This window comes from Anoxybacter fermentans, assembly GCF_003991135.1.
GTDB lineage: Bacteria > Bacillota > Halanaerobiia > DY22613 > DY22613 > Anoxybacter > Anoxybacter fermentans.
In genome coordinates, this window is sequence record NZ_CP016379.1 from 284902 (window position 1) to 298894 (window position 13993).

Below are 13993 nucleotides of genomic sequence, written 5' to 3' on the forward strand. Positions count from 1 at the left end.
CAATGCTAGATACCCATGCCCGTCATCTACTACAGCCGCTATTTGACAAAACTGCTTATGTGTTATATCGAATCGGGATTAAAGCCAATCAACTAACGATAATGGCCTTGGTTATTGGTGTTGGAGCTGGGGTTAGCTTTTATTTTGGACATCCCTGGTTAGCAGTAGTTTTGCTCTGGTTATCTGGCCTTATGGATGTTCTCGATGGCTCACTTGCGCGACTGGGTAAAGAATCTTCAGCCTGGGGAGGATTTATGGATATAATTTTTGATCGGACCGTAGAAACTGCGGTAATTATTTTCTATGGTCTTGTTTTTCCAGATGCACGAATGGGGCTTGTGGTTTTACTGAGCTCTATCGTTTTTTGTATTTCCATTTTTCTAACAGTGGGAGCTTTAGCGGAAAAAAGGGGGATTAAGGAGTTTTATCATCAGGCTGGAATTACAGAACGGACCGAAACATTTATCTTCTTTACCCTGTTCTTTCTTTTTCCAACTTTACGCAACTTCTGGATTTATCTCTTTGCAATTTTGATTTATTTTACTGGAGGACAGCGTTTTGTAGAGGCATATCGGCTTTTTGGTAAAGCTAAGAGTCATCGAGAGGAGAGAAACTAAATGGATTACACTCTGATGAGTCTGCTGGAGCATGAAAAAGGATTTGAGGTATTGGTAGGTGAGGATGAAGCTTTAGAACGGGTTATTAAAAATGTAGAAGAGATCAATACAGAAACCAATCTGGCAGCAATTAAAAATTTTTCTCTCTGTGTTCTTGAAAAAGGTGCAGAAAACCTTTTGAATGATGAACTGGTTTTAGAGGAACTTCTGGCAAAAGATGTGGTTGGATTGATAGTGTATGTTAAAAACCTTTCTGAATCTTTTAAAGATAAAGCTCGCGTTTGTAGGATACCCATCATCTCAGCTGCTGGTGTAAAAAATCAGGACTGGTTTAATTTTCTAAGAAGAAATTTAGAGACATCTGCTATTAGTTTGATGGAGCATAATATTAAAATGCAGCAGATTTTTCAGAATATTTTGCTTGAAGATGGAGGTTTTAAGACTATCTGTAATCAGCTTTCCCGTTTAATTGAAAATCCGGTGTTGATTATGGATAGGTTTAAGGAAGATATTATTTATCTGGACAGGAGTCTCAGAGAAGAACGGGAGAAATATTATCAGATGGATCAGCGGAAATTGGTGAACATCACAGAGGTTTATAACCGCTATAATTATCAGATCAATCGGGTAATCTATGCGGTTAAAGATAAAGAAGAGAGGGAACTACACATTAAAATTGGAAAGAATAAGGATACATTGGCTTATCTAGTGATTGTGGAAAAGAAAGAAATTTTTAGAGAACAGGATTTTATTACCATTATTCAAGCCGCCAATGCTCTGGCCCTTAAGTTGAACTTTAACCGCTTTGTTCAGACTCTGGCCCGTAAAACCTGTAATGAATTGATTAAAGAACTTCTAGCTGGTAAAACCCAGGATAAAGAGGTGATGATAAAACGTGGTGAGTTGGCAGGTTGGGATTTGACTATTCCCTACCAATTATACATTTTCCGCTTCAAGGACTATTATCAGTTTCATGATCAGGAGGAAGGGGAAGGAGTATATTTTCTCTTTGATTACCAGGAGAAAGTTATCCGATATATGCATCGGATTATGAAAAGCCGTTTTCCCTATCGCTATATTATTTTTGATTATGAGGATGATATTTTGCTTCTTGTTAATATCCATTCAGATAATCTGGAAGATGAGCGTCGGGCAGTGGTACGAATAGTCAAAGAGGAATTGGAACGGAAGTTTAAGAAGATTAAGTTTTATATAGGGGCTGGAAGGTATTATCATAATTGTCTGGAGATACGGAAAAGTTATCGGGAATGCTTAAAGGCTTTGACTGTGCTCAGGTATGGCAATATTTCAGATGAGATTCTCTTTTTTGAGGATATCGGAATTTTACAGATTCTCTGGGAAGTGGATCATAATAATCTGGTCAAATTCACCAATGAAATGTTAAAAGGGCTGATCGAATATGATCGGGAGAGTCAGACTGATTTGATAAATACTCTTGGGGTGTATCTTGCTTCTGATTGTAAAATTCAAAAGACAGCGGAAAAACTTCATGTCCATCCAAATACCATCAGTTATCGAATCAAGAGGATTAATGAAATTCTTGGCTGTGATTTAAAGGATTTTGAGACCAAATTAAATCTTTCTATTGCCTATAAAATTTATAAATTCATTTCTAATGAAGAAAAGGACAGATCAGCGGAGAAGGGGTGTTAGTTTGATAATGAAAACCCAACTGGCTAAACGAAGGGGTTATCTGCAATATCAGGGGTATTTTGCACTGGCTACTATGGTATTGACTCTCTGCGTTTTTTCGTTTTTATATTATCATGCATCTGCAAAAATTTCTGTTAATTGGTTGGTTGGAATTGCAATCGGATTTATTCTGGACAGGACAAGATTATGTTTTAATGCAGCCCTACGTGATCCCTGGTTATATGGATTGGCCCGAACAACCAAAGGGGTATTGGCAGCTTTGATAGTTAGTACCATTGGTTTTGCACTTATTCAATATATGGAATTTGTTGAAAATAGCTATATTCTGGGTAACCTTTATCCGATGGGTTTGAATATTTTTGTCGGAGCTGTCATTTTTGGTATCGGTGCTGCCATTGCTGGAAGCTGTGCTTCTGGCACTTTAATGCGGATGGGGGAAGGTTTTGGCCTTCAGTGGTTGGTGTTTTTAGGACTAATTTTGGGCTCCGTCCATGGGATTCATGATGCACCCTGGTGGTATAAACATTTTTCCTTTGGCAGGCCTGTTATACATCTTCCTACTGCTTTGGGGTGGGTTTTAGGGGTAGGTTTACAAATAATATTACTGATTTTGATCTATTTTTTGATTTCCTGGTATGAGAAATATCGGTTTAGAGGGGAGGATGAATGATGGGTGATCAGATTTTGGATTGTATGGGAGAAGCTTGCCCTATTCCGCTGATTAAGGTTGAGAAAAAATTGGCTCAGATGAAGAAAGGTGAGACTTTAATAGTAGAAATTGATCATAATTGTGCTATGACCAATATTCCTGAATGGGCACGTAAGAAAGGTTATAAAGTGGAGATCAGGGAGATTTATTTTGGTGAGTGGGAAATTGTTATTACCAAGACAAGATGACAGGCGAGGAGTTGATTAAAATGAAAAGATTGCAGTCTCGCTTATTGGATAACCTGCGTAAACCCTGGCATCCGATAGTAGGCGGCAGTTTATTGGGACTGAGTAGTATCTTTTTATTGTGGTATAACAAAAAAGCCTGGGGAATATCCAAGACTTTTGCCCGTTGGGGAACATGGTTGGCTGATATTTTTGGTTGGAAAATTAGCAAGTGGCAGTATTGGGAAATGGAGAATTTAAGCTCTTTTTTAAAAGATCCTGAGACCTGGACTAATTTTGGAATAATAGTTGGAGCGTTTTTAGGGGCCACTTTAGCCAGGGAGTTTAAATTTAAGAAAATTAAGTCCTCAAAACAGGCTCTTATAGCCTTAATTGGAGGCTGGTTAATGGGTTATGGTGCCCGCATCGCCATGGGCTGTAATATTGGGGGATTTTTATGTTCCATTGCTAGCCTTTCTCTGGCTGGATGGCTTTATGCTCTGGGGACAGTATTAGGTGTATATATAGGGACAAAAATTCTTCTTAAATGGCTGATATAATTAATAAAAATTTGTGAATTACCCACAAAAACATAGAAAATATCCTCCGGGAAAAATAAATAAATTCCCATTTAGTGACTTTCCTATAAATAAATTATGAACTTTTTATCTTTTTATACTATAGACATTTATCTTTTTGTAGATTATAATGAATATCGAAGATATGATAATTATTTAATTTTCTATGAAAAGTGAAACTATTCACTAATTGTTCTGGTTAAAGAAAAGGAGGTTGTGAAATGTTAACAGAAGATCTTAAGCAGAAGATGCAGGAGATTATTGATGGTTGTATGGGTGATGCACCTGCCGCTTGTGTAGCTACATGTCCGGTTCATACAGATGCAAAGGGATATATTAAGCTAATTCGTGAAGGAGATTATAAAGGTGCAGTCAAACTAATCCGGGAGAAATTACCCTTCCCCGCAATTATGGGGCGGATTTGTGCACATCCCTGTGAAGAGAAATGTAAACGCGGTGAAGTAGATGAAGCTATGTCCATCGCAGCTTTGAAACGTTTTGCTGCTGAGTATGATGATGAAAAGGATTGGGATTTGACCACTGCTCCTTTAAAAAAAGAGAAGGTAGCTATTATTGGGGCTGGTCCCGCTGGAGCTATGGCAGCTTATGAATTAAGGAAGAGAGGATATCAGGTTACTATCTTTGAAAAATTGGATGTTGTCGGAGGTATGCTAAGGGTTGGTATTCCGGCTTACCGTTTACCGCGAAATATTATCGACTTTGAGTTCAGTATTTTGGAGAAACTGGGTGTAGAGATTAAAACCGGTGTTGAAGTTGGAAAAGATATCTCTATGGATGACTTACGGAAGCAATTTGATGCTATTTTTATAGCTATTGGTGCTCATGTTAGTATAATGTTATCGTTACCCGGATCAGATCTAAAAGGAGTACTTCCCGGTGTAGATTTTCTAAGAAAAGTCAGTCTGGGCCAACCTGTTGATGAGTTGGGTAAAAAGGTTCTGGTTGTAGGTGGTGGAAATGTAGCCATCGACGTAGCCCGGAGTGCCCGCAGACTGGGGGCAGAAGTGGAAATGGTTTGTTTAGAGCAGAAAGATGAAATGCCTGCCCATTCCTGGGAAGTGGAAGAGGCAGAGGAAGAAGGAATTAGAATTCATAATGGTTGGGGACCTGTTGAATATCTCGGCGAAAATGGCAGAGTAACAGGTCTTAAGGTAAAAGAGTGTACCAGAGTTTTCGATGCAGAAGGCCGTTTTAATCCTGAATATAATGATAATAATACTAAAGTAATTGAAGCTGATACTGTAATTATGGCTATCGGTCAAACTTCTGACAGTCAAACTATTGCTGAACAATTGGGGCTTAAAGTTGGCCGGGGCGGTAAATTTGAAGTCAATCCGATTACTTTAGAAACCAATGTAGAAGGCGTTTTTGCAGGTGGTGACTGTGCAGGTAGACCGCTTATTGCAATTGAAGCAGTTGCCCAGGGTTTAAAAGCTGCTATCTCTATTGATAAATACTTTAAAGGTGAAGATTTGACTGTTGGTCGGGAATATGAAGGAACTTTTGATACCTGGTTAGAAAAAGATTTACCCAAGGTACAGCGCAAAAAACGGGTTCAAATGTCAATGCTGGATCCTGAAGAACGGATCAAATCCTTTGATGAAGTAGCCCTTGGATTTACTGAAGAACAGGCATTAAAAGAAGCTGACCGCTGTCTTGAATGTGAATGTAAACTTTGTGTGAAAGAGTGTGAATTCTTATCTGAATACAGTGAGCATCCTAAGGAATTGATGAAGCGGATATTAAAAGATCCAAACGCAGATATTAAAATTCCTTACTATTGTAACTTATGTGATATCTGTACTGTTCACTGCCCGAAAGATTTTAAGATCAGTGAAATTATGCTGGAATTGAGACGGATTTATAATCGTGAAAATATAGGTCCGCTTCCGGAACATAAGCCGGTTACTAATTTCCATCAAAAACTGGGTTATAATAAATTCTTCACTTTAACCCAACCTGATACTAAAGCAGGCTATACAAAACGGGTCTTCTTCCCCGGATGTAGTTTATCTTCGTATTCGCCTGAACTGGTAATTAAGACCTTAAAGCATTTACAGGATAGATTGCCAGGTACCGGATTTATTCTCCGTTGCTGTGGTGCTCCGACTAATATGTTGGGTCAGGAGAAAGAGTTTGAGGAACGTTTCAATAGTCTTTTAAGAGAAATGGAGAAACTGGGTGCTGATGAGATTATTTGCGCATGTCCTGACTGTACTCATAACATTGAACACCATGCTCCACATCTTAAAGTACGGTCCCTTTATGATGTACTGGCAGAAGTGGGTTTACCTGAAGAGGCTAAGAATAGAGGTCAGGGGAAAGTCTTCTCTATCCATGATTCCTGTACCGCACGTCACTACACCAGTATCCATGATAGTGTGCGGAAACTGATGAAAGAAATGGGCTTTAAAATTCAGGAATTGAAGTATATCCGGGAAAATACACGTTGCTGCGGTATGGGTGGAATGGTATTACTTGCAAATAAGGAACTGGCTCAAAGGATTATGGTTCGCCGTACTAAAGAAACAGATAAACCGATGGTTACCTATTGTGCGGCTTGTCGTGAAGCAATGACTATGGGAGGTAAACCAGCTTTCCATATCCTTGATCTAATCTTTAAAGATGATTGGAAGAAGGGAGATGCACCCGGTTTAGGTAATCCGGTGGTTAGCTGGCTTAATCGTAGGAAGACCAGATCTAGGGTTAAAAAATTAAAATAATAAAAGGGGGATGAACATGAGAAAAAAATATTATATGTAGTTGTTGGGGTGGTTCTGGTAGCTTTAATCGGTGCGTACTATTTTCTTAAGGCTCCAGCAAAAGAAGTTTCCATTAATGAAAGTAAGTACAGCAAATATGCAAATCCCAAGGCTTTAATCAGTCCTAAAGAATTAAAAGAAATGTTAGGTCGTGATGATGTGGTTATTGTTGACTTTAGAAGAAGTGCTAAATATATGTTGGAGCACATTCCAGGAGCTGTTAATGCCTGGAGAAGTGAAGAGGAAAATCCTGATCATCAATATGGTGGAATGAGAGCTACTCCAGAGCAGTTTAAAAACTTTCTTGAGAGCAAAGGAATTAGTAATGATACCACTGTAGTTATCTATGATGAAAAAGGTGACTATGATGCTGCCCGGATGTGGTGGATTATGGCTCTTTATGGTCATGATCTTGAAAAAATTCGTCTCTTAGATGGTGGTTTGCCGGCCTGGAAAGGTAGTGGTTATGAAACTACTACAGCTAAACCAAAAATTAAACGCGGTCATTACGTAATGGATGAGAGCAAATTCCGTATGGAATTGTTGGCTGAAGTGGACGAAGTAATTGCTGAATTAAATAATAAAAATACCGTTATTCTGGACACCCGTTCTTGGGAGGAGTATACAGGTGCTACACTGAAAAGGGGTGCTTCCCGCAAAGGTCGGATTCCCGGTGCGCCCTGGATAGAGTGGAAAGAGGCAGTAAATGAAGATTGGACTTTCAAGAGCTATGATGAATTAAAGGCTCTATATGAAGCTAAAGGAGTAACTCCTGACAAAAAGATTATCCCCTATTGCCAGTCAGCAGTTCGCTCTGCTCATACAACTTTTGTTTTAACTCAGTTATTGGGTTATAAAAATGTTAAAAACTATGATGGTTCCTGGATTGAATGGTCTGCCCGTAAAGATTTACCAATTGAGACAGGTGAATAATTTCTAAAGAAAGAGGGGGAGTTAAATCCCCCTCAATAATAAGTTTGAAAAGGGGTGTCAAAATGTCAGAAAAAAAGAATAATAAGCTGAAATTGGTCATCATTGTTGGTGTTTTAGCAATCATCATTTTCTTGTTGAAACGTTATGGTGTTTTTGAATATATGAAGGATTTCAGGGCTATTAAGGAGTGGATTGATGGTTTTGGAGTCTGGGGTCCTGTTGTTTACATTCTTGTATATATAGCATGTTGTCTTTTCTTTTTACCTGGTCTTCCCATTACTATAGTAGGTGGTCTGGTATTTGGTTCTATCTGGGGTACTATTTATGTTTCCATTGGCTCAACTATTGGTGCTTCTCTTGCTTTTCTTATTGCACGGTATGCTGCAAGAGATATGGTTGAAAGCTGGGTAGCTAATAATCCTCAATTTAAAAAGATTGATGAAGGTGTAGAAAAGCAAGGCTGGCGGATGCTTATGATTACCCGTCTGGTCCCTATTTTCCCCTTTAATTTACAAAACTTTGCTTATGGTTTGACAAAAATTAAGTTCAGCACCTATGTACTGGTCTCCTGGATTTGTATGCTTCCTGGAACTATAGCCTATGTATTTGCTGCAGGTTCTCTATCCAGCGGTCAGGGAGATATTAAAAAGACATTGATTTATCTGGGAATTGCTGCAGTATTCTTTGTAATTCTATCCCTGATTCCAGGGTGGATTAAAAAGAAATATGATCTGGATGAGACAGTAGCAAAATAATATAAAGCTCTTATCCCGGATTCGGGGTAAGAGCTTTTTTAGTGTTTAGGAAATTATACTTTTTGTAGGTTGTGGATAACATTATGATCAAACTGCAAAAGCTAATTTTGAGCGATATTGAAATTTTTCGTTAAAACATCTTAGTGAGATCGAAGGAGAAATAAGGCCTCATCACAGGAAGTGATGAGCTAATCAAGGGCCAGGAGGGCCCTTTGATTAGGGAGCCTTATTTCGACTGAGATTGAACTTTAGATGGTTCGAAAAATTTCACTGTGAAGCGAAAAATTAGCTTTGTTCAATGCCCGAAGGGCATTTTGTTCTTAATAATCCCGAAAAGGCAGAGAATAATAATGCAGCAATTTAACCGTTGATTTTTTTTAAAAAAGGTTATACTAACTTAAAAGCAATAGACAAAAAAAAAGGAGTGAAAATTTATGCCCCATGAACACAGTCCAAAGGTAAAATGTGTTGTAAATACCTGTACTCATTATGTTCCCGGTGATTTATGCGGTGCAGCCAATATTGATGTGATACATGAAGAAGAAGGAAAGATGTCTAAGAATTCAGAACAGACCCAGTGTAAGACCTTTCAGATAAGATCCAGTTTTAGCAATATACTGGGGTCTTTAGATAATGTAAATCTGACCGGTGCATTAAGTGAACCTTTTATTTCTGGTACACAGTTAACTCCATCTGTAACCTGTATTGTTGATTCCTGCAAATATTGGGATAAGGGGGATCTATGCGGAGCAGAAAAAATATATATTAGTGGAAGAGATGCAGATGAGTGTCAGGATACCAACTGTGCAACTTATCTTCCTAATAATGAAGGTTAGAAGGCCAATTTTCTGGCCTTCATTTTTTAAATAGCATGATAAAATTATTAAAATAGCAAGGAGATAGCATAGAATTGACGAATAGTTAAACTGGAAAAATTTTTAGAGAGGTGATAATAGTGAAAAAGTTACTTGTTTTAGTCTGGCTTTTATTAGTAATCTCTCTTCCAGTTATGGCAGAGGAGGAAGAAAATCCATTTGTAAATATGGATTTTAAAGGTGGTGGAAGTTTTGGCCTGGGATATATGAAATTAAACATGGGTGGTTTTAAGGAAGAGATAGCTAGGGCTGGATACCCTGAGTTAGAGGACGGAATGTTAGTTTATGGTGGTGGCAGCCTTATCGGATTTAGGGATGGATTACGTTGTGGAGGTTTTGGTTATGGAGGAGAAGTGGTTGTAGAAGGTGCTAATGGTGGATTAAGTCAACTGAACTTTGCCGCCGGTGGGGCTGACTTAGAATATGGATTTGTTCTTCAGGATAAATTGGACATTGGTATCGGTATGATCTTTGGTGGTGGTACTTATGAGTTAACTTTGCGTAAGAATACTTTACAGAATATAAATGAACCCAACCAAATACATCTGACTAACACCTTCTTTATTGTTGGTCCAAAAGTAACTCTCCAATATCAGGTGGTTGAGTGGTGTACCATTCAAGGAATTATAAATTACATATACAGTATTGGTAATGATCAGTGGAAGGATGTAAATTATAGAACTGATGCAGTTCCACCATTGCGGGTCAATGGAACTATGATTGGGGTGAATCTTCAACTTATGTATTAATTCAGAAAAGAGCTAGCCGGGAAATCGATATTTAATGATTATTGTGCAATTTTTGTAAAAATTATTATAAAAACCTTGACAGCGAATATTAGGTATGCTAAAATTTGTATATAGACAATAATTCGTTTTAAGTGAATAATTTAGAATTTTTTTGAATTTATTTTAACTGTGTGCATAATAGTTTTGCCTAAAACTGGAGCAATCGGGAGTAATCCCCGCCAGGTCCTCCTCACCACCTGATTGCTCCTGTTTTATTTATTTTTTAAAATTGATGAAGGGAGTAAAGGTTGGGCATGCAGTTAAGAGAAGTGAAAAAATTTGAAGAAAAAGTTTTTTATCTTTACCAACAGATTGAAAATGAACTAATTGAAGAATTGAGTATTTTAGATAAGTTAACTGATTTAAATCAAATCTTTAAGGATAATGATTTGATTGCTTTGTGTCGGATTTATGAAAGCTATTGTAATCGGGACCATTTTAATTCAAAGGTAGGATAGAGAAAGCCCTTCGGTCATGATGACTGAAAGGCTTTCTTTTATATAATGGGTGTATGGAAAGATACACCCTTATTTTAAGTCTATTAATCAGCTATAAAAGAAACAATATATAAATTTTTACAATTGAATCGTCGTGGTTTTCCATTCACCGGTGGCTGGATTAGTATATATTATGCTATTGATAAAGATTGTGTGAATATACTGATGTAGTTATAAAAATATTATTTAGGAGATTAAATACGTGTTGGGCGTACTTGATGTACGCCCGTTAGTTTTGATTAGTCACGGCAGCAGCATATGATGATAATAACGAGTGCCAGAAAATAAAAAAACTCTCTATCTATTCCATGATGATGATCCATCCTTGCTATCCCCCTTTATTAGTGTTATAGATTTTTTTGTAGTTAAAACGCCTTAGCTTTCAATCACCGGTGATTTTGCTAATATATATTATGATAATGAAGATGAATTTGTGAGATATGGATAAGATTATAGGCAAAAAGATATAACTTTTTATACAGTTGAAAATAAAAAAGAAAGTATTTATGACGTTAATAAAGAAAAAAATTACTAAATTACAGGAATTTTATTGTCTAATGGAGAAGTATAAAAAAGGTGGGGTAGGCAGATTTATTATAATAACTCGGATGAAGGGATTAACTAATTTAGTTCAAGATAATTCTTTATAGATGTATATGATGAAATAAAAATGTAAAGAAAGTTTTATACTTTTTGTTTAAGTGATATACTGTATAACTGATTGCTTATCTTATTACAGGAAGTATGTCTGGCAAAGTAAAAATGGAGTATTTGGCCAAGTAATTATACAAAAAATATTCAAATTACAGCTTTATATGGAGAAAAGGGTATGATAGGCTAAATAGCCTGCCAAATTAGCTTCTGCCCGCATTTGTCTTAAATCATACTCTTAGAGGCTCCATGCCAAGCTGTAATTTGAATCACATTTAATGAATAAAAATACGACCAAATGCGGGATTTTTATATGGCTAAAAATACAGGAAGGAGTCTACTGATGAATAAAATAATTGTAATATCTAATTCGTATCTCGAAAGTTATGACCGTTTTGATAAAGAATCAAGGAAAATTATTAGAAAAAGTTTAACAGTGTTTGCAAAACAGAATAAGGGTCATGGATTAAGATAGAATTAAATGCGATAGGAAATTTAGAAGTGCTAGAATTAACGATGATTTCCGATTGATTTTTGTATAAGTATCCAAAAATATATTATACGTAGACCATCATAATGAGGCATATAAATGGGCAAAAGGAAAATACTTAAAATCAAATGATTTTGGTGCACTATATTTGCATGATGATAAATTGGAAGTAAAGAAGTTTCATGATGATGCTGTTTCACATGATCTTTTTTTCAATATACCTAGTAGACCTCAGCTATTAAAAAGATAGGATATGATGTATGAGTTGGTAACACTGGTTATGCCTAAAACTATACCTGATAATAGTGGATTTAATTTAATTGTTCATATTTGTACTAATTTAGCTTATTGACAGAAGGATATTGTAGAGAAATATCGAAAGATAAAAATGGTAAAATGTTTTTACTAATTTAATTAAACGGTGGTATTAATTATGAGTTTAAAAAGTATTCCTTTGATTGGTACTTATAGAACAAGTGATAATGACCTTCTTTCAGAATTTTATATCCCTTGTCTTGCTAATTCTATAAAATATGACAGAGCTGTGGGTTATTTTAATTCATCTATTTTAAATTACATTTCGAACGGATTGTATCAATTTATTTTAAATAATGGAAAAATGAGATTAGTCTGTGGAGTAGAATTATCAAATCAGGATTTTCAGGCAATAAAAGAGGGGTATAGTTACAGAAAAATTATTGAACAAAATTTAAATAAGCAGGTGGATTTATTATTAGAAAATCATGACCAAGCAAATATAAAAAACCTATGTTGGTTAATTAAAACGGGGAATTTAGATATTAAGATTGCAATTAGAAAATTGGATGATTTAAATATTGACATAAATAATATAAATATAATTTATCATGAAAAATTTGGAATTTTCACAGATTCATTAGGTAATAAAGTGGTATTTGCAGGGTCGCTTAATGAATCAGCCAATGGGTGGATATATAATTTTGAATCTTTTGACGTTTTTTGGAGCTGGCAAAAAGAATTTGTTGATAGAGTTCAAGATAGAGTTGATTATTTTGAACGACTTTGGGCAAATATTACTCCTAATGTTCAAGTATATGAGTTTCCAAAAGCAGTGAAAGAAAAGTTGATAGAAGTAGCACCATCTGAGCCTATAGATAAAGTTTATCCTTTAAAAGTTTTAATTAGAAATGAGAAAAAGAAAAAAATTATCCCACGGGATTATCAATTACAAGCTGTTAAAAAATGGAAAGAAAATAACTATAAAGGTTTATTTGAGATGGCTACCGGTACAGGTAAAACTATTACAGCGATTTTATGTGCTGAAGAATTTATAAAAGATCATTGTTCTACATTAGTTATTATTGTGTGTCCATATCAGCATTTAGTTGATCAATGGAGACGAGAATTAAATAAATTTAATTATGAAGTTTTATGTTGTTATCAAAATAAAAATTTATGGGAGAATAAATTGATTAATAATATTGTTGATTTAAATATTGGATTATCTAAATATAAATTTGTTATTACCACATCTGCTACAGCCTCAATGGAGCCATTTCAAAGAGCTCTTAAAAGGATTAGATCTGGAGTAAATGTACTTTTAATTGGAGATGAAGCTCATAATCTTGGTGCTAGGTGTCGACAATTAATTCTTAAAGATGATTTTTCTGGTAGAATTGGGCTTAGTGCTACTCCACGAAGATGGTATGATGAGGCTGGTACAGAAGTTTTATATAAATATTTTGATAAGGTAGTTTTTACTTATAACCTTAAAGATGCCATTGAAAAAGGTAATTTAACTCCGTATGAATATTATCCTATTTTGGTTGAATTTAATGAAGAAGAATTTGAAAAGTATGAAAAATTATCATCAAAAATTGCAAAATTATTATCAAGTGGTGTACCAGAAGATGATGAAAGTTTGAAAAGATTAATGATGCAAAGAGCGAATATAGTGAATAATGTAGAAAACAAAATGAAAGAATTTTTAAAGTTATTAAAACAAGATAAGGATTTAACATATACTTTAGTTTATACTTCGCCAGGTCAAATAGAAAAAGTACAGAATGTACTTGCTGAACAAAACATATTTTATCAAAGATTCACAGCAAGAGAAAGTAATAAAGAACGAAAAAAGATTCTCAAGTTATTTTCAGATGGGGATGTTAGTGTTTTAGTTGCTATGCATTGTCTTGATGAAGGAGTAGATATACCTGCTATAAAAAAAGCATTTATTTTAGCAAGTAGTACTAATCCAAAGGAGTTTATTCAGCGTCGTGGACGAGTTTTACGTAAACACCCTGGAAAGGAAAAGGCAATTATTTATGATTTTATTGCCATTCCGCCTTTAGGATTTAAGGTTTCACCAGCTACACGGTCTATTGTAAAACGCGAATTAGCTCGATTTAAAGAATTTGCTGATTTAGCTTGTAATAAATATCAAGCTAGGAGTATTGTTTTTGATTTGGCTAATTATTACAATCTTTTAGATGAGGTGTGA

Annotated in this window: 12 protein-coding genes; all 12 read left to right on the plus strand. The window is 35.6% G+C overall.

Annotated features, from left to right (window positions below; all coding sequences use genetic code 11):
- Positions 1 to 2 precede the first annotated feature (2 nt).
- The 12 genes from BBF96_RS01290 (at position 3) to BBF96_RS01345 (ending at position 13993) form a co-directional block, all read left to right on the plus strand.
- Positions 3 to 617, plus strand: a complete 615-nt coding sequence (locus tag BBF96_RS01290; protein WP_127015474.1) for a CDP-alcohol phosphatidyltransferase family protein — start codon at positions 3 to 5, stop codon at positions 615 to 617.
- The gene (locus BBF96_RS01295) at positions 618 to 2291 is read left to right on the plus strand and encodes a PucR family transcriptional regulator (RefSeq protein WP_127015475.1); all 1674 of its coding nucleotides are present in this window, start codon (positions 618 to 620) and stop codon (positions 2289 to 2291) included.
- A 7-nt stretch (positions 2292 to 2298) separates the two neighbouring features.
- Positions 2299 to 2961, plus strand: coding sequence for a YeeE/YedE thiosulfate transporter family protein (locus tag BBF96_RS01300; protein ID WP_164730836.1), 663 nt, complete (start codon positions 2299 to 2301; stop codon positions 2959 to 2961).
- Positions 2961 to 3188 (plus strand): sulfurtransferase TusA family protein, encoded by a 228-nt coding sequence (locus tag BBF96_RS01305; protein WP_127015477.1) that lies wholly within the window; start codon positions 2961 to 2963, stop codon positions 3186 to 3188. Before BBF96_RS01300 ends, BBF96_RS01305 begins: the two co-directional genes overlap by 1 nt.
- A gap of 20 nt (positions 3189 to 3208) precedes the next feature.
- Positions 3209 to 3724, plus strand: a complete 516-nt coding sequence (locus BBF96_RS01310; RefSeq protein ID WP_164730837.1) for a YeeE/YedE thiosulfate transporter family protein — start codon at positions 3209 to 3211, stop codon at positions 3722 to 3724.
- A 239-nt stretch (positions 3725 to 3963) separates the two neighbouring features.
- Positions 3964 to 6486, plus strand: a complete 2523-nt coding sequence (locus BBF96_RS01315; protein ID WP_127015479.1) for an FAD-dependent oxidoreductase — start codon at positions 3964 to 3966, stop codon at positions 6484 to 6486.
- A gap of 48 nt (positions 6487 to 6534) precedes the next feature.
- Positions 6535 to 7458 carry a sulfurtransferase gene (locus BBF96_RS01320; protein WP_236777858.1) on the plus strand — a complete coding sequence of 308 codons (924 nt, stop codon included), beginning with the start codon at positions 6535 to 6537 and terminating at the stop codon, positions 7456 to 7458.
- A 62-nt stretch (positions 7459 to 7520) separates the two neighbouring features.
- On the plus strand, positions 7521 to 8213 hold the full coding sequence (locus BBF96_RS01325; protein ID WP_127015481.1) for a TVP38/TMEM64 family protein: 693 nt from the start codon (positions 7521 to 7523) through the stop codon (positions 8211 to 8213).
- Positions 8214 to 8647: 434 nt separating this feature from the next.
- Positions 8648 to 9049 carry a DUF1540 domain-containing protein gene (locus BBF96_RS01330; RefSeq protein WP_127015482.1) on the plus strand — a complete coding sequence of 134 codons (402 nt, stop codon included), beginning with the start codon at positions 8648 to 8650 and terminating at the stop codon, positions 9047 to 9049.
- A gap of 119 nt (positions 9050 to 9168) precedes the next feature.
- Positions 9169 to 9837 carry a hypothetical protein gene (locus tag BBF96_RS01335; RefSeq protein WP_127015483.1) on the plus strand — a complete coding sequence of 223 codons (669 nt, stop codon included), beginning with the start codon at positions 9169 to 9171 and terminating at the stop codon, positions 9835 to 9837.
- Between the two features lie 293 nt (positions 9838 to 10130).
- Positions 10131 to 10334: a hypothetical protein gene (locus tag BBF96_RS01340; protein ID WP_127015484.1), complete on the plus strand. Its 204-nt coding sequence runs from the start codon at positions 10131 to 10133 to the stop codon at positions 10332 to 10334.
- A gap of 1613 nt (positions 10335 to 11947) precedes the next feature.
- Positions 11948 to 13993 carry a DEAD/DEAH box helicase family protein gene (locus BBF96_RS01345; protein WP_127015485.1) on the plus strand — a complete coding sequence of 682 codons (2046 nt, stop codon included), beginning with the start codon at positions 11948 to 11950 and terminating at the stop codon, positions 13991 to 13993.